This is a genomic window from Paraburkholderia metrosideri (assembly GCF_904848625.1).
GTDB classification, from domain to species: domain Bacteria; phylum Pseudomonadota; class Gammaproteobacteria; order Burkholderiales; family Burkholderiaceae; genus Paraburkholderia; species Paraburkholderia metrosideri.
In genome coordinates this window covers 66,125-88,316 of sequence record NZ_CAJHCP010000001.1, presented here as the reverse complement: position 1 = coordinate 88,316, position 22,192 = coordinate 66,125, and the positions used below count along the sequence as shown (strand labels likewise).

The 22,192-nt window shown below is 61.4% G+C and carries 15 protein-coding genes; 8 read left to right on the top strand and 7 right to left on the bottom strand.

Annotated features, from left to right (window positions below):
- Positions 1–284 precede the first annotated feature (284 nt).
- The 6 genes from LMG28727_RS00370 to LMG28727_RS00345 all read left to right on the top strand — a co-directional run bounded on the left by LMG28727_RS00370 (position 285) and on the right by LMG28727_RS00345 (position 8,905).
- Positions 285–659 (top strand): hypothetical protein, encoded by a 375-nt coding sequence (locus LMG28727_RS00370; RefSeq protein WP_201640336.1) that lies wholly within the window; start codon positions 285–287, stop codon positions 657–659.
- A 379-nt stretch (positions 660–1,038) separates the two neighbouring features.
- Positions 1,039–1,962, top strand: a complete 924-nt coding sequence (locus LMG28727_RS00365; protein ID WP_201640335.1) for a LysR family transcriptional regulator — start codon at positions 1,039–1,041, stop codon at positions 1,960–1,962.
- 16 nt (positions 1,963–1,978) lie between these two features.
- The gene (locus LMG28727_RS00360) at positions 1,979–2,653 is read left to right on the top strand and encodes a response regulator transcription factor (RefSeq protein ID WP_201640333.1); all 675 of its coding nucleotides are present in this window, start codon (positions 1,979–1,981) and stop codon (positions 2,651–2,653) included.
- A gap of 256 nt (positions 2,654–2,909) precedes the next feature.
- Positions 2,910–6,188: an efflux RND transporter permease subunit gene (locus LMG28727_RS00355; RefSeq protein ID WP_201640332.1), complete on the top strand. Its 3,279-nt coding sequence runs from the start codon at positions 2,910–2,912 to the stop codon at positions 6,186–6,188.
- Complete coding sequence (locus LMG28727_RS00350) at positions 6,178–7,401, top strand: efflux RND transporter periplasmic adaptor subunit (RefSeq protein ID WP_201640331.1); 1,224 nt, start codon at positions 6,178–6,180, stop codon at positions 7,399–7,401. The genes LMG28727_RS00355 and LMG28727_RS00350 overlap by 11 nt, the downstream gene beginning before the upstream one ends.
- On the top strand, positions 7,394–8,905 hold the full coding sequence (locus LMG28727_RS00345) for an efflux transporter outer membrane subunit (protein WP_201640330.1): 1,512 nt from the start codon (positions 7,394–7,396) through the stop codon (positions 8,903–8,905). Before LMG28727_RS00350 ends, LMG28727_RS00345 begins: the two co-directional genes overlap by 8 nt.
- A gap of 144 nt (positions 8,906–9,049) precedes the next feature.
- Here LMG28727_RS00345 and LMG28727_RS00340 read toward each other — a convergent pair whose 3' ends face one another.
- Together LMG28727_RS00340 and LMG28727_RS00335 are read right to left on the bottom strand one after the other, a co-directional pair.
- On the bottom strand, positions 9,050–10,231 hold the full coding sequence (locus LMG28727_RS00340; RefSeq protein WP_201640329.1) for a porin: 1,182 nt from the start codon (positions 10,229–10,231) through the stop codon (positions 9,050–9,052).
- Positions 10,232–10,365: 134 nt separating this feature from the next.
- On the bottom strand, positions 10,366–10,566 hold the full coding sequence (locus tag LMG28727_RS00335; protein WP_201640328.1) for a hypothetical protein: 201 nt from the start codon (positions 10,564–10,566) through the stop codon (positions 10,366–10,368).
- Here LMG28727_RS00335 and LMG28727_RS00330 point away from each other — a divergent pair.
- On the top strand, positions 10,556–10,834 hold the full coding sequence (locus tag LMG28727_RS00330) for a DUF4148 domain-containing protein (protein ID WP_201640326.1): 279 nt from the start codon (positions 10,556–10,558) through the stop codon (positions 10,832–10,834). The genes LMG28727_RS00335 and LMG28727_RS00330 overlap by 11 nt on opposite strands.
- A 267-nt stretch (positions 10,835–11,101) precedes the next feature.
- Here LMG28727_RS00330 and LMG28727_RS00325 read toward each other — a convergent pair whose 3' ends face one another.
- From LMG28727_RS00325 to LMG28727_RS00310, 4 genes are all read right to left on the bottom strand, one after another.
- Complete coding sequence (locus tag LMG28727_RS00325; RefSeq protein ID WP_201640325.1) at positions 11,102–12,217, bottom strand: porin; 1,116 nt, start codon at positions 12,215–12,217, stop codon at positions 11,102–11,104.
- Between the two features lie 288 nt (positions 12,218–12,505).
- Positions 12,506–13,210, bottom strand: coding sequence for a response regulator transcription factor (locus LMG28727_RS00320; protein ID WP_201640323.1), 705 nt, complete (start codon positions 13,208–13,210; stop codon positions 12,506–12,508).
- 35 nt (positions 13,211–13,245) lie between these two features.
- Entirely contained in the window at positions 13,246–14,658 is a 1,413-nt protein-coding gene (locus LMG28727_RS00315) for a HAMP domain-containing sensor histidine kinase (protein WP_407945815.1), read from the bottom strand.
- Positions 14,655–15,332 (bottom strand): response regulator transcription factor, encoded by a 678-nt coding sequence (locus tag LMG28727_RS00310; protein WP_201640322.1) that lies wholly within the window; start codon positions 15,330–15,332, stop codon positions 14,655–14,657. Before LMG28727_RS00310 ends, LMG28727_RS00315 begins: the two co-directional genes overlap by 4 nt.
- 380 nt (positions 15,333–15,712) lie before the next feature.
- On the opposite strand from LMG28727_RS00310, the gene LMG28727_RS00305 reads away from it, so the two are divergent.
- The gene (locus LMG28727_RS00305; RefSeq protein ID WP_201640320.1) at positions 15,713–16,069 is read left to right on the top strand and encodes a DUF4148 domain-containing protein; all 357 of its coding nucleotides are present in this window, start codon (positions 15,713–15,715) and stop codon (positions 16,067–16,069) included.
- Between the two features lie 153 nt (positions 16,070–16,222).
- Here the strand turns inward: LMG28727_RS00305 and uvrA are convergent, their stop codons facing one another.
- On the bottom strand, positions 16,223–22,108 hold the full coding sequence (gene uvrA, locus LMG28727_RS00300; RefSeq protein WP_201640319.1) for an excinuclease ABC subunit UvrA: 5,886 nt from the start codon (positions 22,106–22,108) through the stop codon (positions 16,223–16,225).
- Positions 22,109–22,192: the final 84 nt, after the last annotated feature.

Genomic DNA, 22,192 nt, shown 5'->3' with positions numbered 1-22,192 from the left:
ATGTGCGGAGTTAACTTAATTAATGATTTCACGGCGAAATTTCCGACTGCCAAAAAACGTTTCTAAATTGAAACATTTGAACTCATATCGTATGACTTAACGCACGCTGTTTCGTAAGGTCTCGAGCAACCGGAAAATAAACATCAGATGATTAAAGCAGTGCAGCAATTGGCGCGGTGACCGCTGTTTAAACAAAATTTCATCAGGGGATTGCGCTGTTTAAGGATCGGCCTGCCTGCCGCGCGCGATACTTCGGGTACCGTGATCGCCGCAAGGAGTGAAACATGTCGCGCCCGATGAGCATCGAGAAAGTCAACGAGTATGGAAAGAACGCCGTTCGAATCGACATTGACGGCAGCGCGGTGCTGCTCGAGGTCGCCGATCTGGATGCGCTGATCGAACACCTCGGTGCGCTGCGCGCCACGATGCGCCCCGAGCTTCCGATGGCGCCAGTGCGCGCGCATCGATATGTGATCGAAGTCGATCCGTGCTGGCACGCCGAAAAACATCCGATGAGTGACGGCGCCGTGCTGTTCCTGCGGCACTCCGGTCTCGGCTGGGCCGGCTTCGCATTGCCAACTGAAAGCCTTGTCAAACTGCATCACGCGCTGGGGCAGCAACTGGAGAAGTCGCTGGAAGTACACGGGATGCTTAACTGAAAGGCTGGTTGAAAGACTCGCTGAAAGCCCCTTTCAAGAAGCGTCGTGCGGCGCTTCCTGCGCTTCTTGCGCCTCTTGCATTTCTCGCAGCACTGCGTTTCAGATTGCTTGTGCAATTCGCCACGCGATCCGCCTATACTTCGTTCGCCGCTTGACTGCGGCAACTTTCATCAAGACTTTCTCAAGCGCGGCTCTGTCCGCGCTCTTTTTTTGCCCATTGTTTAGCCATCCCAATGATAAGCATCACGGGCCACCTTACAGGTTCGTACGGCAATTCATGAACATTTCACAAAGTTAAAAAAGACTTAATCCACGTGGCTGCGTGGATTTATCTTCGATCACCCATCATGCATCCATCGCCCTTCTCTACTGTTCCAACATGAACCAGCTACAAGCGATGCGTGTCTTCACACGAGTAGTCGATCTCGCCAGCTTCAATCTCGCCGCGAGACAGTTAGGCATGTCGGCCGCCGCGGTCACGCGCAGCGTCGGCACACTGGAAGCGCATCTGAACATGCGCCTGTTGAATCGCACCACACGCAGTCTGTCACTGACCGACGTGGGCCGCGAATATCTCGACGGATGCCGCGCGATCATTGAAAAGCTCGATGAAATGGAATCGAATCTGCTGGAGACTACGCGCGATCCGCAGGGCACGCTGCGCATTGCGACGCCAATGACATTCGCGGCCTCGGGCCTGGGCGCACTGCTGGCGTCGTACCGCGCATTGCATCCCCGGGTGGATTTCGACGTCACGACGTTCGACACGCACATCGATATGGTGGAAGGCGGCTACGACGTGTGCTTTTCCGACGACCGGCGTCTCGCCAATTCGTCACTGGTCAGCCGCAAGCTCACCAGCGTCGACGACATCACCGTGGCCTCGCCCGCTTATCTCGCACGCCACGGCGCGCCGCGCGACCCGGCCGCGTTAAACCAGCATGGTCTGTTGACAGTGTCCGACGGCTCGTCGCGCACCTGGGAATTCGCGGATCACGACGGTGTCTACCGCGTGAACACCGGCAGCGCGCTGACCGCCACCAGCAGTGCAATGGTGCGGGTCGCCGCACTCAATCACATGGGCATCGCGTTGCTGCCCAAACCGATCATTGCCGACGATCTCGCTCGCGGCGCACTCGTGCCGGTACTCGAACAGTTCGACATCAACGGCGGTCCACGCGAGATTTCGATCCTGTACTCGGGCCGCAATTATCTGTCGATGCGCGTGCGCGCTTTCATCGACTTCGCGGTCAGCCAGTATCGCGCGCCGGATCGGCACGTTGCGCTGCGCGCTGCAGCCTGACGCGGACCCCCGCATCATGCCCAAAATATTGACGATCGAAGATGACGAGCTGATCGCGCACGACATCGTGCGCACACTCAGCGCGAGCGGCTTTTCCGTCGATGTCGCGCGTACCGGCCGTGAAGGCATGGCTAAAGCGATGGCGGGCGACTATGACGTCGTCACGCTCGACCGCATGCTGCCCGATCTCGATGGCCTCACCATCGTCGCGACGATGCGCGGCGTCGGCATGGAAACTCCGGTGCTCGTCATGAGCGCGATGTCCGATGTCGATCAGCGCATTCAGGGCCTGCGGGCCGGCGGCGACGACTATCTGACCAAGCCGTTCTCGCCCGAGGAAATGTTCGCCCGCGTTGAAGTGCTGTTGCGACGACGCCCGCGTCACGCGAAAGCCGAAACCATGTTGCGCAATGGATCGCTGGAGCTCGATCTCGTGCGACGTAAAGTCACGCACAGGCAGCGTGAACTCGATTTGCAGCCCACCGAATTTCGCGTGCTCGAATTCATGATGCGCCACACCGGCCAGGTTCTCACACGCACGATGATTTTCGAAGCCGTGTGGGGCTGTCGCTTCGACCCAGGCACGAATCTCATCGACGTACATGTCGGCCGTTTGCGCAAAAAAGTCGAAATGCCGGGGGAGCGTCCGCTGATCCGCACGATCCGTGGGTCCGGCTATCTGTTCGGCTAACCGCACCACCCTATCGGGCAAGCGAGCTATAGCGCTGCATACAGCGCTATAGCTGCTGCACTCTGCACGTCTCGCAAACACGTCGATCGCATCGCGCGCCACACGTCTTTTCCTAAAACTTGTTTCATTTGTTTTGTCCGCACCTGTTAGGACCCGCTCCCCAGAATGCCGTTACCGGGTCGCGCCGTTGCGCGTCGGCCTCAATCGCCACACGCTCGCGCAGATTCAATCGCGCCTCTGAACGGAGCAGCCTTCGATGTTAAAAATAGTCCGGTTAGCTTTGACCCGGCCCTACACGTTCATCGTGCTTGCCATGCTGATCCTGCTGATCGGCCCGCTTGCCGCAATGCGCACGCCAACGGATATCTTTCCCGACATCCGCATTCCCGTGATCAGCGTGGTGTGGAATTACGCCGGCCTGCAACCGGACGATATGTCCGGGCGCATCGTCACTTACTATGAACGCACGCTCGGCACGACGGTCAACGACGTCGCCCATATCGAGTCGCAATCGTTTCGCGGCTACGGCATCGTCAAGATCTTCTTTCAGCCGACCGTCGACATTCGCACCGCCACCGCACAGGTAACATCCGTTTCGCAGACGGTACTCAAACAGATGCCGCCCGGCACCACGCCGCCGCAGATTCTGAACTACAACGCGTCCACGGTGCCAGTGCTGCAACTCGCCCTCACCAGCAATACGCTCGACGAGCAGAAACTCGCCGACTACGCGACCAACTTCATTCGTCCGCAATTGCTCAGCGTGCCGGGCGTGGCGATTCCAACGCCGTACGGCGGCAAGACCCGCGAAGTGCAAATCGATCTGGATCCGCAGGCCTTGCAGGCGAAAAAGCTCTCGGCTAACGATGTCGCCACGGCGCTCGCGCAGCAGAATCAGATCATCCCGGCGGGGACCGAGAAGATCGGCCGCTTCGAATACAACATCAAGCTGAACAACAGTCCGCTCGCACTCGACGAACTGAATGCATTGCCAATCAAGACGGTAGATGGCGCAACTATCTATATCCGCGACGTCGCGCATGTGCGCGACGGGTATCCGCCGCAAGGCAATATCGTGCGGGTGGACGGTCATCGCGCTGTGCTGATGAGTATTCTGAAGAACGGCTCGGCATCGACGCTCGACATCATCGCGGGCGTGAAAGCGCAATTGCCGCGTATCGAAGCAACGCTGCCACCGGGCCTCAAACTCGTCACGATGGGCGACCAGTCGACCTTCGTGAAAGGCGCGGTCAGCGGCGTGGCACGTGAGGGCATTATCGCGGCCGCGCTGACGTCGCTGATGATCCTGCTGTTCCTCGGCAGCTGGCGCTCCACGCTGATTATCGCGGCATCGATTCCGCTTGCCGTGCTTGCGGCCATTGCGGGGCTCGCGGCCATGGGCGAAACGCTCAACGTGATGACGCTTGGCGGACTTGCGCTCGCCGTGGGGATTCTGGTCGACGACGCCACCGTGACGATCGAGAACATCAACTGGCACCTCGAGCAAGGCAAGGACGTGAGGAGCGCGATTCTCGATGGCGCTGCGCAGATCGTCGCGCCTGCATTCGTGTCGCTGCTGTGCATCTGTATCGTCTTCGTACCCATGCTGCTGCTCGACGGCATTGCGCGTTTCCTGTTCGTGCCGATGGCCGAAGCGGTGATCTTTGCGATGATCGCGTCGTTCATTCTGTCGCGCACGTTCGTGCCGATGATGGCGCAATACCTGCTGCGTCCGCACGCATCCGGCGGTCACGCGTCCGGCGAACTGGCCGCGGTAATGGACCCGCATGGCGGCCATGCGCATGCCGCCCCATCGCGCAATCCGCTGGTTCGCTTCCAGCGCGCTTTCGAACATCGCTTCGAGCGCGTACGCGGCGTGTACCGGATCGTGCTCGGTCTCGCGCTCACCCATCGCAAACGTTTCGTCGCGGGCTTCCTCGTGGTCGTCGCCGCGTCTTTCCTGCTCGCACCCTGGCTGGGCCGCAACTTCTTCCCGGATATCGACTCGGGTGAAATCGCGATTCACGTTCGCGCGCCGATCGGCACGCGAGTCGAAGACACCGCCGATCAGTTCGACAGGATCGAAAACGCGCTACGTCGTGCAATTCCGCCCGATCAACTGCGCAGCATCGTCGACAACATCGGCTTGCCGAATAGCGGTATCAACCTGACGTATAACAACAGCGGCACGATCGGACCGCAGGACGGCGACATTCTGGTCTCGCTGAATGAAGCTCATCAGCCGACCGCCGACTTCGTGCGCAAGCTGCGCGAGAGCCTGCCGCGTCAGTTTCCGGGTACGACATTCGCGTTCCTGCCGGCCGACATCGTGAGTCAGATTCTGAATTTCGGCGCACCCGCGCCGATCGATTTGCAGGTGGCCGGCCCGAACCAGGCCGCCAATCACCGTTACGCGAATGAAGTATTGCGCCGCATGCGGATGATTCCGGGCATTGCCGATACGCGCATGCAGCAGGCTGCAACGTATCCGCAATTCACTGTGTCCGTGGACCGTTCACGCGCCGACCAGCTTGGCATCACCGAACAGGACGTGACCAACTCCGTGGTGGCGAGCCTGTCCGGCACGAGCCAGGTGTCGCCGACCTACTGGTTGAATCCGAAGAACGGGGTGTCGTATCCGATCGTCGCGCAGACGCCGCAATACCGGATGACGTCGCTGTCGAATCTCAGCAATCTGCCCGTGACCGGCAAGAACGGTCAGGCGCAAATTCTCGGCGGCATTGCGACGATCACGCGTGGGGTGGGGAATGCGGTGGTCTCGCACTACAACATCGAACCGCTCTACGACGTGTTCGCGACCACGCAAGGTCAGGACCTCGGCGCCGTGTCCGCGAAGATCCAGAACATCGTCCACGATACGGCGAAAGACGTACCGAAAGGATCGATCGTCACGCTGCGTGGCCAGGTTCAGACGATGAACAGCGCGTTCCTCGGCCTGTCGCTGGGTCTGGTCGGCGCGATCCTGCTGATCTTCCTGCTGATCGTCGTGAACTTCCATTCGTGGAGCGATGCGTTCGTGATCGTCACCGCGTTGCCGGCTGCGTTGGCGGGCATCGTGTGGATGCTGTTCATCACGCACACCCCGCTGTCGGTGCCCGCGTTGACCGGCGCGATTCTTTGCATGGGCGTCGCCACCGCCAACAGTATTCTGGTGGTGAGCTTTGCGCGCGAACGCCTGGCGGTGACCGGCAATGCGCTGGTCGCTGCGATGGAAGCGGGCTTCACGCGCTTTCGCCCGGTGCTGATGACCGCCCTCGCGATGATCATCGGCATGGCGCCGATGGCGCTGGGTCTCGGCGATGGCGGCGAGCAGAACGCGCCGCTCGGCCGCGCGGTGATCGGCGGGCTGCTTTGCGCGACCTTCGCCACGCTGCTCTTCGTGCCGGTCGTGTTCAGCATCGTGCATCGTCGCGATGCGGCAGATCATCCCCCTTCGCGCGACCACGCAAACGACGCGCACGCCCCTTCTGACGAGCATTCATCATCCGAACCCGGAGTCCATCATGTCCACTGAGATCGAGATCAATTCGCCGAAGCGGCTGCGTCATCTGAAACTCATCGGCCTCATTGCGCTGCTGGCGGCAGCTGGCATCGTGGCAAGCGGTATCACCAGCCGCGTGCATGCGAAGCAGGAATTGACCACCTGGTCCGCGCAACAGGCCATCCCCACGGTGGTTGCCTATACGCCGACGCACGACCTCGACGCGCAGTCGCTGGTCCTGCCGGGTCATCTGTCTGCGTTCGTGAACGCGCCAATCTATGCGCGCGTATCCGGTTATCTCCATGCGTGGTATGCGGATATCGGCACGCACGTCAAAGCGGGACAGTTGCTTGGCGTGATCGATACGCCCGATCTCGATCAGCAATTGCAACAGGCGCGCGCCGATTTGCAGAACGCCCAGGCCAATGAAAAACTCGCGGCATCCACTGCGCAACGCTGGACCAAGATGTTGCAGCAGGACTCCGTCTCGCAACAGGACGCCGACGAGAAGACCAGCGACCTCGTCGCCAAACAGGCCACCGTCGATGCAGCCGAAGCCAACGTGCGGCGACTCGAAGCGCTCGCATCGTTCAAGCGCATTACCGCGCCGTTCGATGGCATCGTCACCGCGCGCACCACCGATATCGGCGCGCTGATCAACGCGGGCGGCGGCAACGGCCCGGAGTTGTTCTCGGTATCGGACGCGCGTCAATTGCGGGTGTACGTCAGCGTACCGCAGGACGAAGCGGCTGCGATCCAGCCAGGAATGAACGCAACGCTCACCGTCCCTGAGCGGCCCGGGATGAAGTTCAACGCGCGGCTCGTCGACACCGACGACGCGATCACGCCGTCATCCGGCACCTTGCTGGTTCAACTCTCCGTCGACAATCATGACGGTCTGCTGATTCCTGGCGAATACACCGAGGTGCATTTCTCGTTGCCGACCAGTGCGCATTCGCTATCGATCCCCGCGAGCTCGCTGATCTTCCGGCAAGCCGGCTTGCAGGTCGCGGTGGTCGGCAGCGACAACCGCGCGGTGCTCAAGCCGGTGTCGATCGCGACCGATCTCGGCACACATGTCGACATCGCGTCGGGCCTGAATGCGACGGACCGTGTGATCGACAATCCGCCCGATTCGCTGTCGTCCGGCGACGAAATTCGACTTCAAGGCAACCCGACCCGCACTGCCGACCGGTCCGGCACGTCGGTCGCCGGACGCCGGCCAGCGGAGAGCGCTCATGGCTGAACGCAACCCGCACACCACCCGCAACCTGCGCCGCTTATGCGTGGCGCTGGCGGCTGCGACGCTGATGAGCGGCTGCTCATTCGCACCGACATATCACGCGCCGCCCACCAGCATCCCCACCACGTTCAAGGAAGGCGGAGCCTGGCAACTCGCACGACCCGCCGACCGCGTGCCACGCGATGCGTGGTGGAGCGTGTATCGCGACCCCGTGCTGGATCGCCTCGAAGTTCAGGTGGCCGTGGCGAATCCGGACGTGGCCGCCGCAATCGCGCGTCACGACGAAGCCACGAGCTATCTGGCGCAAGCGCGCTCGGGCCTGTTCCCGACCATCGGCGCCGATGCGTCGGTGATTCGTCAGCGGCAATCGGATGACCGGCCGCTGCGCGGCACCGGCCAGCCTTCCGTGTACGGCGCGAATACCGTCGACGTCGGCATTAGCTACGATCTCGATCTATGGGGGAAGGTCCGCAATGAAGTCTCTGCGGGGCGCGCCGCCATGCAGGCCAGCGAGGCGGATCTCGAATCCGTGCGCCTGAGCCTGCAGGCCAATCTCGCCGACGCGTATTTCAATCTGCGCGGTCTCGACGCGCAACAGCAACTGCTCAACGACACGATCGACACCTACCAGCGAGCGCTCAAACTCACGTTGAGCCGTCACGCCGGCGGCATTGCGTCGGACCTCGATGTATCGCGCGCGCAGACACAGCTCGACACCGCCCGCGCATCCGCCGACGATATCGCCGCGCGCCGCGCGCTTTACGAGCACGCCATCGCGAGTCTGACCGGCACGCCTGCGTCGAACTTCTCGCTGGACCCCGACACCGCCGAAGCCTATCTGCCGTCGTTACCCACGGGCGTGCCGGCCGCGCTGCTGCAACGGCGACCCGACATCGCCGCCGCCGAACGGCGTGTCGCTCAGGCGAATGCGCAGATCGGCGTCGCGAAAGCCGCGTTTTTCCCGGACATCTCGCTCGGCCTCGACGGCGGTTATCAAAGCACCACGCTGTCGCCGTGGCTGATGGCACCCAACGAGATGTGGTCGGTCGGACCCAGTCTCGTGATGACGCTGTTCGACGGTGGCCGCCGTGCTGCCATCACCCGGCAGGCACGCGCCAAACTCGCGGAGAACGGCGCGAAGTACAAGGCCGCGGTCCTGCTGGCGTTCCAGCAGGTGGAGGACAACCTCGCGCAACTGCACCATCTCGGCGACGAAGCCCAGCGTCAGAATGAAGCGCTCGTGGCCGCGCAACGCACACTGACGCTGTCGATGTCGCGTTACCGTGACGGTGTGGTCAGTTATCTGGACGTGGTCACCGCACAAACGACCGAACTCGACACGCAGATCGCCGCGCTGAACCTCAATACGAGGCGCCTGCTGGCTTCGGTGGGATTGATCGAGGCGTTGGGTGGGGGATGGTCCGCGGACGGCCCTAAAGCCGCGCCTGATGTTCAGGCGGCGCAGACCCGGGGGACGCCGTCGCACAGCGTTGCGAACGCCGGTTAGTCGCCGCACCGCACACCTCGGCTGATACAGCAGAAGTCCGCTGCTTGCCGGCTCCGGCGGCAGGCATAAAAAAACGTCGCCGGTCGATCAAACCGGCGACGCTTTTGTCTCGGGCGCAGTTCAACGCCCGTGCGCACAAGAGATTTAGAACTTGTGCCGCATGCCGATGGCCACGACCGCCTGCTTGTTGTTCGACGAAGCCGCCAGCGAGTAGATCGACGCATTGCCCAGTACCGCCACGCCGTTCGCGCCCGATACATGCTGGTAGACCCCTTGCAGATACACGTCGGTGCGGCGCGACAACGCGTAGGTCGTCTGCAGCATGAACTGATTCCACTTCGGCGCGACACGCTTGCCGTCGTCGCTGAAATGGCCGTCCGTGAAGGTGTACGAACCGCCCACCGACAACGCACGGGTCAGCGCATAGCGCGCGTTGAGTTCATAGTTGTTGAAGGTCAGCAGATTACCGTTGAGCGTCGAATAAGCACCGCCCTGCGTGATCTGGCTCGGGTCGTTAAGAATCGTACGCGTGAAGACCAGCCCCACCGTCGCGTCGCCGAACATATAGCGGCCCGCCGCGCCGAGCGTCCGCTGACGTGCGCCGGTGAAGATCGCATCGCCATCGCTACTGCTCGCCGCACCGCTCGTGTTGGTCGGGGTGTTGACACCGCCCGGCTGGTTGATCTGCAGATAGGCCACGGCGAGGTTGAACGGACCACCGGCCCATTGCGCGCCGAGACTGTACGCATTGTTGTTGCTGAAGCCGCCTGCTGCGTTGCTGAACGCATAGGCGGCGCCGACCGAGAGGCCGTCATAAGTCGCGCTGCGGAATTTCACCGCGTTGTTCAGGCGCATATCGTTGTTCAGGTTGTCGTTGTCGAACGGATGATCGGCGATATTGCCGCCGAAACCCGAGCCCGTTGCCGACAGCGGTGCGACGAAGTCCACCATGAAGTCGTATTGACGGCCCATCGTCACCGTACCCCACTGCTTGCTGGACAGACCCACCCATGCCTGCCGGCCGAACAGATCGCCGCCATTCGAAATCTTGCCGTTATCGACATTGAAACCGTTCTCCAGATCGAAGACCGCACTCAGGCCCCCGCCCAGATCTTCGTTACCGCGCAGGCCCCAACGGTTGGTGCTCAGATTGCCGCTTTCCATCATCCAGTTGCTTTTGCCCGCACCCGAAGCCGTCTTCTGATTGCTGACGTAGTCGAGACCGGTGTCGAGCGTGCCGTAGAGCGTCACGCTGCTTTGTGCGTGTGCTGTCGCACCCAGCGATCCGGCCAGCGCGACGAGTGTGGTTGCCAATGCTTTTTTCATGTTTGATTCCGGGTAAAAGAAGGCGCCGATCCGCGCATCCACGGACCGATCCCGCAAACCGTGCGGGTAGCCGCAATTTAGATACGCGCAGTGACACACCCGTGATCAAAACCACTGGTTTGATGAAACGTTTTTTATGTTTCCGACATGGTCTCGCAAAGTGCCCTGCTTACTGATTCTTTGCTGTAACAGATAAATTTCTTTTCATGCTCACAGCGCTCATCCGCTAAAGCGGGTTGACTATCCTTCTCATCAGCCGAACCACGAATGCATTGCGCTTCGCGCGCCGGCCGCCAACCCATCCGATTTATGAGGAATACGAAGATGAAATCCATGACGCTTGCCATCGCTTTTATCGGTCTGACCGCGACTGCTTCCGCTTTTGCTCAATCCACCACGGCGCCGGCTTCACAGCAAAGCGCCGCACCGTCGATGCAGGTCGCGGCAAACGCTACGCCTTCCATCAGCGCCGCCGGCACGTGGGTGGCTCCGTATGGACAGCCGACGGTCGAAAAAACGCGCGCTCAGGTTTATCAGGAACTGGTGCATGCGGAGAAGGACGGCCAGCTCGCGTATCTGAATTCCACGCTCTACGCGCACTGACCCGTTCGGGGACCACGCGCGCCGCCCTGCCTTTACCCCACGACGATACTGATGACTTTTCGTACCGCGATCAAACGATCCGCCCGTTTCGCCGTTGTCGCCGTCGCAGCCGGACTGCTGTTATCCGGTTGCGCGACAACGCCGTCGAGTACCGCCGACAACAGTTGCGTCGGCCCAGTCAGTTTCTGCAATACCTTTTTTGGCTCGTAATAGAAAAGAGCGCGTTACCCGTTCGGGCAACGCGCTCTTTTATCTGATATCGACGCTTTAAAACGAGTGTCGAATGCCGACCCGGCCGACAACCTGTTCACCGGTAGTCGACGGATCGAAACCGGCAATCTGCGCGACCGCGCCACCGCTGGCCCTTTGTAATGCGGCAAGTGCATAGACAGCAGTACGCTTGGATACCTCGTACTCCGCACTCAGATTGAGCTGCTGGTATTTGGGTTCCTGACCGGTCGCGTGATTACGGCCTTCCGTGTACGTATAGCCTGCTGCGAGGTTCACCTGGCTGGTTGCCTGGAACGTACCGGCAATTTCATAGTTCTGGAACTTCACGTCCTGCCCATCATCGCCCTGCTGGAAGTTCACGTTGGTGAAGTTGCCCATCACCTTGAACTTGCCGACCGAGTACGACGCGCCCGCCGCGAAGATGCCCTGACTGCGCGCATTCGCCAGATAATCGCCATACACGGCGTTGGTGAAGCCCGAGCCGTTCTGATAACTCTGGATCGATTGCTCGGGATCGTTGACACGCAAATAGCCCGCGCCCATCGAGAACGGACCATTCGAGTACGATGCCGCCGCGCTATAGGCGGAGTTATTCGAGAACTGTCCCGCCTGTCCGCCAAATGAATAGAGCGCCTCGCCGGTAAAGCCGCCGATCGTCGGGCTCGTGTACTTCACCGCATTACTGATCGCGAAGCCGTTGTCGAGGTTATCCATGTCGTTCGGATGCGAGAAATACCAGCCGCCGTAACTGTCGTTCAGCGAGAACGGCTCGATCAGGTCGACAATCGGGTCCCACTGGCGGCCAAGCGTCACCGTACCGGCCGTCTGACTGGCGAGTCCGACGTACGCATTACGCGAGAAGGCGAGCCCGCTGCCAAGGCTGCCATTGGTCGAATTGAAGCCGCTTTCCAGATCGAAAACCGCCGACAGACCGCCGCCCAGATCTTCCTTGCCTCTCACGCCCCAGCGGCTCCCCGCGCTCACGCCGCTCGCCATCTGATAAAGATGGCTACCGTCGACGTTATTGGCAAAATCGATCCCCGTATCGAGAAGTCCATACAACGTGACGCTGCTTTGTGCGTGTGCAGTACTGGCAACACCGACACACAGGAGTGCCCCGACCATGTGTGCCAGTTTCATCTTCTGATTCATGCATGACCTTTCATTTAATTAAGGATGGCTGATAACAGTAGGAACATTGCTATGAATGTGACCACGCGACGAATATATCGAGACCAGAAACCGCTGCATCTGCAAGACTGAGTTTCAACCTACGCGTTGCATTTTCATGAGCGGATCATTGACCCAAGGCGCATGAACACCCTCCCTCACGCCAATGACGGAACCAGAAGCTGAAAGACGGGCACGCGAAAGTACTCGCGACGCGAAGCGTGCGCGAGCGAGCGAATAAAAGATAAGGTACTGGGAAAGCGGAGAAGCTTAAGAAGCGATCGACACCTGATACCCAAAGCGGCTCACGGTTTCGATCCTGACCTGAGGAACATCGTCCAGCAACTTTCTTCTCAATCGGGACACCACCAGATTGACGCTGGACGGATCGACATCTTCCTTCTCGGGCCACGCATAGCGGATCAATTGATCTCTGGCCACCGGCGCATTCATCTGCCGCAGAAGACATTCGAGCAATAGAAACTCACGTCGCGTCACGGCGAGCCGGCGCATGCCGAAAACCAGTTCTCTGGTCGCTGTGTCGAGAGAAGGACGATTGAACGCGAAAGACGCCGACGCAGGACCTGAATTTGCCGCCACAGCACGAGTACCGCTGATTCGCCGCAATGCGTGAAGCCGCTCATGCATTTCAATAAACGAATAGGGTTGGCAAAAGCAGGCATCTGCACCGGCACGCAGAACACGGGTGCGGTCCTGAGCGGTGGCAGCGCCGAGCACGGCCACGATCGACGCTCCATTTGCCGTTGCGGAAAACTCTGCGAGAAAGGCCAGCAGCGACGGGTAATGCGCGATGTCGATGACCATCAGCACGATGGCGTCGAAGGTTTCCTGAGTGGCCAGAAAAACGCCGTCGCGCAGATCGTCGGCTCGCTGCAGGCTATGCGCGCTCTCCTGAAGTGCTTTAAAGAGCCACGCCGCTTCGGGATGAGCAGGACCTACGAATAAAACACGCATTCAGCACCTGCCAATGACAGGACACAATAGATCAATCACGCCAACGTCCTCGACCAGCATTCGATGGAAATTCTGGCGCCCGGTCGCGCATTGCCGATCTTCATCGTGAAGTCGTGCACTCGCATCACTGCCGAAACAATACTGAGGCCAAGGCCCGATCCCGCGAGGTGTCGAGTCGTTTCCCCGCGATAGAACCGTTGCAGCACCGCATCACGTTCGTCTGCGGCAATGCCGGGGCCGTTATCGATAATGTCGACCTGGGGTCCCGCCGGAGTCTGACGCAATTCCATTCGCACTACGCCGCCTTCGGGGGTGAATTTGATCGCGTTGTCTATCAGATTGCTCAGCGCTTCGAATAGCAAAGCACGGTCACCGTGAATGGCATCGACGGGCTGGGTGTGGACGGAAAGTTGAATGGATCGGCTCTCGGCGAGCGGCTCATAAAGCTCGCCCACTTCCTGAACCAGGGTTTGCAGTTGCATCTCGCTGAAGCCGCCGCGCCGTTGCAACGTGCCGATTTCGGAGATGCGCAGCATCGCGCGGAAGCGGTCGAGCAACCCGTCGGTCTCGATGCGCGCGCGATCCACTAACGCGGACAACTCGGCATCGTCATGCAACGACGTGCGCTCTGCCGCATGCGCGAGCAACGTACGAACGTGGGCCAACGGCGTGCGCAGATCGTGTGCAATACCGTCGCACGCGCCCTTCACTTCGTTCATCAGGCGCTCGACTTCCGCCAACATATGATTCACGAGATGCGCGAGCATATCCACTTCATCGCGGCCGCCAATCGGCAAACGCTGTGCGAGGTCGCCCTGTGCAATGCGTTGCGTGACGTGCCGGATCGCTTTCAGCCGGCGCATCTGCCGCACACTCAACGCGAGTCCGCCTGCCGTACCGGCGAGCAGACACAAAATACCGCCGCCCACCAACGCCTTGATGATGGTCTCGCGAATCCGCAGCACGTGCGTGAGATCGCGCGCGATCATGAGCGTCGAACCATCTTTGCGCTGTTCGGCCATCGCGCGCACCCGGGGCGGTTCTTCGTCATGCCCCATCGACGCCGTGAGATTGAGCGTCTTGCCCGTGCGATTGGTAGGTAATTGCGGCGGAAGCGCGAGCACGTCGCCGGCCAGCAGATGGCCGTCGGGTCCGAACAGACCGTAGTAGTTGGAGTGCATCCGTTCGTGCTCGATCCGCCGGTGGATCGCGTCGGCAAGATCCGCGTCAGGCAGCGAGTCGAAATAGATCAGTTGCCAATCCATGACGACGTCGAACTCGCGCTCCATGTCGCCGGTCACGGCCCAGCCGATGACGCCCAGCAGCACCATCACCGAAAGCGAAAAAATGACCGCGTAAATGGCCAGCAGCCGGAACGTGGTCGAATGCCAGCGCCGCCCGAGCGCTGATTGAGCGGGCAAAGTCGTGTCCATCAGAATATCGCTCATGCGAGGATATAGCCCGAACCCCGTACGGTCTGGATCATCGGCGTGACGCCGGGCGGGTCGATTTTTTTGCGTAGCCGGCCCATATGCACGTCGATCAGATTGGTGCCCGGGTCGAAGTGATAACCCCATACCGCCTCGAACAGCATCGTGCGCGTAATAGTTTGCCCTGCATGACGCATCATGAATTCCAGCACGCGGTATTCGGTAGGCAGCAGCACGATCTCTTCACCATCGCGCTGAACCTTGCGCGAAATCAGGTCGAGTTCGAGCGGGCCGACTCGCAGATGGGTTTCGAGTTGCGCGGTTGGAGTCTGACTGCGGCGCAACAATACTTCGAGGCGCGCGGTCATTTCTTCGGGGTCGAACGGCTTGGTCAGATAATCGTCGCCACCGGCACGCAGACCGCGTACGCGTTCGTCGACATCGCCGAGTGCGCTTAGCATTAACACCGGCGTTTGAATGCCGATGCTGCGCATGGTGGTCAGAATCGTGAGGCCGTCGACGCCAGGCAGCATGCGGTCGAGCGTAATGACGTCGTAGTCTTCGCTGATTGCGCGCGCCATGCCGTCACGACCGTTCGCCACCCAGTCCACGGTGAAGCCGCGGCTTTTCAGTTCACCGACAATTTCATTCGCGGTAATTTCATCATCTTCGATTGTCAGAACTCGCGACATGATCATTGCATGCGCCGCAGCCCGCTCTACCGATGCAAGCGACGGACGCGACCGGTTATCAGTAGGAGGACATGATGCCATATTCGGCTAGCGCGTTCAGTGCACGGGCGTGCGATTCAACGGATGTCGCCGCTTCGCCACGATGCGAGAATGCAGGCTACGCCGGGCCTCGTAGCGGATGAGCGTCCGTTTCATGAAGAATTATTTAAGCTCGGAAAAATCCGCCGAAAGGCCGCAGAAAGGCCCTTTAAACAGGCCTGAAAAACGATAAAACAAATTTCATTCTGCCGACGCCGGTTCGGTAGACCGCCTCCACTAGCCTTCTGTCTGCCCGCTGTTTTATGGCGGTCCGATTCGAACCTTCTCGTGGATGGACAAAAATGAAGCTCGCAACGAAAACCCTGCTCACTACGCTTCTTCTGATTGGCAGTGCTTCGGCGATGGCCGCCCCCGGTCTCACGCAGCAGCAATGCAACGATTACCCGTTCAAACAGATGACCGGCGAGGTCACGCACAAGCAGTTAATGCGCGAACTCGGCGAACTGGAAGCGGTTGGTTACCAGCCGAGCAGCGGCGATGACGCCAATTACCCGGACGATCTCGAGGCGGCCGAGCAGAAGTTGCAAGCCGAATATCGCGCGGACTGTATGCCTGCGCAAACGCACGTGTCGGCCAGCGCGGCGCCGACGCCCGGTGGCGTGGCGCCGGCTCAAAACGTCAATCAGCCGGCCGGTTGAGGTTCATCGGGATGGTGGGCGCGCGTGGCTGTGCGCCGACGCGCTTCAATCCGGAAGCGGACTTGCGAACTCGCGCAGTGCAACGCGGGCCCGGGTCGCAACGCATTGCTTCGAGCGGCGCAAGCTGGCTGCGCTGCGCCGCTCCGCCTCGCGTCAACCGTTGGTACCCTCACCCGCCACTCTTGCCGTACCGTTCTGCGTGCGCGCCAGTACCGGGCGCAATGCAGCGCCGGTGTGACTGGCGGCAACGCGCGACAGTCCTTCAGGATCCGTCGCGGCGACAATCGTCCCGCCGCCGACGCCGCCTTCCGGACCGAGATCGATGACCCAGTCGGCTTCGGCGATCACGTCCAGATCGTGCTCGATGACGACGACGCTATGCCCGCCATCGGCGAGACGATGCAGAACGCGGATCAGCTTGGCGACGTCCGCCATATGCAGGCCGACCGTCGGTTCGTCCAGCACATACAGCGTATGCGGCGGCTTCTGACCGCGCCGCGTGATGTCGTCGCGCACCTTGCTCAACTCGGTGACGAGTTTGATCCGCTGCGCCTCTCCGCCCGATAACGTCGGCGACGGTTGACCCAGCGTCAGATAGCCGAGGCCGACGTCTTTCATTAACTGCAACGGGTGACCGATATTCGTGATTGACGAGAAGAACTCGACCGCCTCGTCGATTTCCATGGTCAGCACGTCGCCGATATTCTTGCCGCGCCAGGTGACCGCCAGCGTCTCCGGATTAAAGCGCTGCCCATGGCACACATCGCACAGTACCTTCACGTCGGGCAGGAAGCTCATGCCGATCGTGCGCACGCCTTGTCCTTCGCAAGCCGGACAACGACCGTCGCCGGTGTTGAACGAGAAACGCGACGCCGCGTAGCCACGCGCACGCGCTTCGAGCGTGCCGGCGAACAGCTTGCGAATCGCGTCCCACACGCCGATGTAAGTGGCGGGACAGGAGCGCGGCGTTTTACCGATCGGCGTTTGGTCGACTTCGAGCACGCGGTCGATACTCTCCCAACCGGTGATCGAATCGCACCCTTGCCATGCATGCGTGACGTTCAACGGCGCACGCGGCGCGCTTCGTGCGAGCACGCTGGAGCGCCGGTTAGCCGCCGGCTTTTCTTCGGCCGCCGCGCGCGCACGCCGGGTGGCCGGCGACGACAGAACCGAGCGCCCAACCGCGTCCAGCAGATTGGTCATCAGCACGTCGCGTGCGAGCGTGGACTTGCCCGAACCGCTGACGCCCGTCACCGCCACCAGCCGCGACAGCGGAATGCCCACCGTGACATTGCGCAGATTGTGCAATTTGCCGCCATGCACGGTCAGCCAGTTCTCCGGCACCGCGGCTGTCCGTTTGCCGGGCGCCATCACCTGACGGCGCGGCTGCAGCGGATGCACGATAGGTTGCGCAAGAAATTGCCCGGTCAGCGAATCGGGCTGCGCGGACAGATCCGCCACGCTACCCTGTGCGACCAGCGTCCCGCCGCGTTTGCCCGCCCCCGGACCAATATCGATGATGTGATCGGCGCGTCGAATCGTATCTTCGTCATGCTCGACCACCACCAGCGTATTGCCCTTTTCGCCCAGCTTGCGCAACGCGTTCAGCAGAATCTGGTTGTCGCGTGGATGCAGACCGATGGTCGGCTCGTCGAGCACGTAGCACACGCCTTGCAGGTTGCTGCCAAGTTGCGCGGCGAGCCGGATCCGTTGCGCCTCACCACCGGACAGGCTCGGCGCGGCACGGTCGAGGCTCAGGTAACCCAGCCCGACTTCTTCCAGAAATTGCAGACGGCTGCCGATTTCGCTGATCACGTCGCGCGCGATTTCGGCGTTGCGGCCGGTCATCTCCAATGTGTCGATCCACGTACGCGTATCGGACACGGTCCACTGCGCGACGTTGGTGATGGATTGGGTGTCGAACGTGACGGCCCGCGCCGTGGGATTCAGGCGCGTGCCCGAGCAATCCGGGCACGGCTCGTCGATCAGGCCTTCCGGCTCCTGCTCCTCCGACGGCAAGCTCTGTTCGCGGCCGCGATTGTCTTCGACGACGATCGTGTCGTCGTACGCGGCACGCTGTTCGCGGGTCAGCGACAGACCGGTGCCGACACATGTCGTACACCAGCCGTGTTTGCTGTTGTACGAGAACATACGCGGATCGAGTTCAGGATAGCTCGTACCGCATGCCGGACAGGCGCGTTTGGTGGACAGCACTTTCACGGCACCCAGTTTCGCGGTGGTGCGGCCACCGTGAATCGCGTCATGCAGACCGTCGAGCGGGGCGAGCAGATGCATCACGCCTTTGCCGATTTCCAGCGTTTGATCGAGCGCCTTGCGCAATTCCGCTTCATGATCCGCCGACACGACGAGGTCCGCCACCGGCAGTTCGATGGTGTGCTCGCGGAAGCGATCGAGCTTGGGCCACGGATCCACCGGCACGAATTCACCGTCGACTCGCAGATGCGTATTGCCGCGCGCCTTCGCCCATTTCGCGAGATCCGTATAGACGCCCTTGCGATTCACGACCAGCGGCGCGAGGAAACCGACATGCTGGCCCTTGTGATCGCGCAGCAACTGCGCTGCAATCGATTCGACACTCTGCGACGTAACCGGCGTGCCGTCATGAATGCAATGCTGCAAACCGAGTTTCACATACAGCAGGCGCAGGAAGTGCCATACCTCGGACGTGGTGGCGACCGTACTCTTGCGGCCGCCGCGCGAAAGCCGCTGTTCGATCGCAACGGTCGGCGGGATGCCATACACGGCGTCGACTTCGGGCCGCCCAGCCGGTTGCACGATGGAACGCGCGTACGCGTTCAACGATTCGAGGTAACGGCGCTGCCCTTCGTGAAACAGGATGTCGAACGCGAGCGTGGACTTGCCCGAACCGGATACGCCGGTAATCACATTGAACTTGCCGTGCGGGATGTCTACGTCCAGCGCTTTCAGGTTGTGCTCGCGCGCGTTGACGATGCGCACCACGTCCTCGCCTTCGATCGCCCGCCGCGCGCGCGCGGCGCTCAGCGCCTTTTGCAGCGGAATGCCTTGCGACACGGGTTCAGCCGCCGCGCCCACCGCGCGGTCGTATTGCAACAGCGCCTCACCGGTATGCGATTCGGCGCACAGCTTGACCTCTTCCGGCGTGCCCGCACACAGCACACGGCCGCCGCCGTCGCCCCCTTCGGGCCCAAGATCGATCAGCCAGTCCGCCGCGCGGATCACGTCGAGATTGTGTTCGATCACGATCAGCGAATGTCCGCTTGTGAGCAGCTTGCCGAACGCCTGCATCAGCTTGGCGATGTCGTCGAAGTGCAAGCCGGTGGTGGGTTCGTCGAACATGAACAGACGTTTTGGCACCGCCTGTTTCGCGCTGCGCGCGGTACGCGCCTGCGCCGACTCTGCGAGGAAGCCCGCGAGCTTCAGCCGCTGCGCTTCGCCGCCCGACAACGTGGGCACCGGCTGACCGAGTTTCACGTACTCGAGACCCACGTCGACGATAGGCTGCAGCACGCGGAGTACTTCGGCATCTCTCGCGAAGTAAGCCACGGCTTCACTGACGGTCAACTCCAGAACGTCGGCAATGCTCAACGCACGCGCCGGTTCGCCGCGCTCGATCTTCACTTCGAGCAGTTCCGCGCGATAACGGCGCCCGTCGCAATCCGGGCAACGCAAGTACACGTCGCTCAGGAACTGCATTTCGATATGCTCGAAACCCGAGCCGCCGCAAGTCGGACAACGGCCGTCGCCCGAGTTGAAGCTGAACATGCCGGGACCATAGCCGCGTTGCTGAGCAAGCGGCGCTTTGGCGAACAGCTTGCGGATTTCGTCGAACGCGCCGACGTAACTGGCCGGATTCGAGCGCGCAGTCTTGCCGATCGGCGACTGGTCGACGAAAACCACGTCGGTCACCTGATCGGCCCCGGTCAGGCTTCTGAACGCACCGGGCGATTCGGTAGCAAGGCCGAAATGGCGCGCCATGGCCGGATACAGCACGTCTTGCAGCAGCGTGGACTTGCCAGAACCCGACACGCCCGTCACGCAAACGAGCCGTTCCAACGGAATCTCGACCGTGACATCGCGCAAGTTATGCTCGGTCGCGCCTTCGAGCACGATGCGCGGCGTCGTCGCATTCACCGGACGCTGTGACCAGTGCGCGGCGTCGGCCACATGCCGGCGGCCACCGAGATATTCGCCGGTGAGCGTGCCCGACGAGCGAATCGCCTCGGGCACACCGTCGTAAATGATCGAGCCGCCCCGCTCGCCCGGCCCCGGACCCATATCGATCAGACGGTCGGCTGCGAGCATGACCGACGGGTCATGCTCGACCACCACCAGCGTATTACCGGCGTCACGCAGACGATGCATTGCCTCGACGATCCGGTTCAGATCGCGCGGATGCAGCCCGATGCTCGGCTCGTCGAGCACGAACAGCGTTTTGGTCAGCGACGTGCCGAGCGCCGTGGTCAGGTTGATCCGCTGCACCTCGCCGCCCGATAACGTGCGGCTTTGCCGGTCGAGTGTCAGATAGCCCAGGCCCACGTCGCACAGATACTTCAGGCGGGTGCGCACTTCGGCCAGCAGCAGTTTCAGCGCGTCGTCCAGCAGCGCGGAAGGCAAACTGATTTCGTCGAAGAAGCGGCGAATGCGCTCGATCGGCATCAGCATCAGGTCGTGCACGGTCAGCCCCGGCAACGCTTCGAGTTGTGCGCGTGTCCAGTCGACACCGCGCGGCAGGAAGCGGCGTGGCGCCTCCAGCGCTTCGTCCGCATTCGCTTTGCTGCCGAGACGCCACAGCAGCGATTCCGTTTTCAGACGTGCGCCGCCGCAGGTTTCGCACGGCGTATAGCTGCGGTATTTCGACAACAGCACGCGAATATGCATCTTGTACGCTTTCGATTCGAGATACTCGAAGAAGCGTTTGACGCCGTACCAGTGGCTCTGCCATGTGCCGTTCCAGTCCGGCGAACCGTTGATGACCCAGTCGCGCTCCGCCTCCGTCAACTCGCCCCACGGCGTGTCGCGACGGATGTCGGCTTTCGCCGCGTAGCGCATCAGATCGTCCTGGCATTCCTTCCATGCAGGCGTTTGCATCGGCTTGATCGCGCCGTCGCGCAAGGTCTTGCGCGCGTCCGGAATGACGAGCCCGAGGTCGACGCCGATCACGCGCCCGAACCCGCGGCAAACTTCACACGCGCCGTAAGCCGAGTTGAACGAGAACAGCGCCGGTTGCGGGTCGGCATAGCGCAGATCGCTATCGGGGTTATGCAAGCCGGTGGAGAAACGCCAGATTATCGGCTCGGCGTGCTGGCTCTGCGCGCCTTCGGACGACGCAGGCAGCACGTAAATATTGACGCGCCCGCCGCCGCGCTTCAGCGACGCTTCGATCGCCTCGACCACGCGCTGTTTGTCCACCGAGCTCAGACGGAAACGGTCGGCCACCACGTCGAGCAGCTTGCGCTTGCCGGTGGGCGAATCGACTTCGCGCTGCGCCTGCACACGCGTGTAGCCGCTGGCGGAAAGCCACTGCTCGACCTCCTGTTCCGAAGCGGATTCCGGCAACTCGACGGGAAACGTCACCACCAGCCGGGGTTCGTTCTGACCGGTGCGTTCGAGCAGCTCGGCGTAAATCGTTTCCGGCGTGTCGTGCCGCACCTGCTGCGCGGTCTTGCGGTCGAACAGTTCGGCCGCGCGCGCATAGAGCAGCTTCAGGTGGTCGTTGAGCTCCGTCATCGTGCCGACGGTGGAGCGCGAACTGCGTACCGGATTGGTCTGGTCGATCGCGATGGCAGGCGGCACGCCGTCTACCCGGTCGACCTGCGGCCGGTCCATGCGGTCGAGGAACTGGCGCGCGTAAGCGCTGAAAGTTTCGACGTAGCGCCGCTGGCCTTCCGCGTAAAGCGTGTCGAACACGAGGCTCGATTTACCGGAACCGGAGGGCCCGGTGACGACCGTCATCTCGCCGGTTCGTACGTCGAGATCGAGGTTCTTGAGATTGTGCTGGCGAGCGCCGCGAATCTTGATAGTGCCGTTAGATGACAATTTTTCCGACCGTCTGAATGTCTGAATGGGTGGGCCACCTCTCACGGACGCCTCGCGACCGCGCAAGTTCGGTGCTGCCGGGGC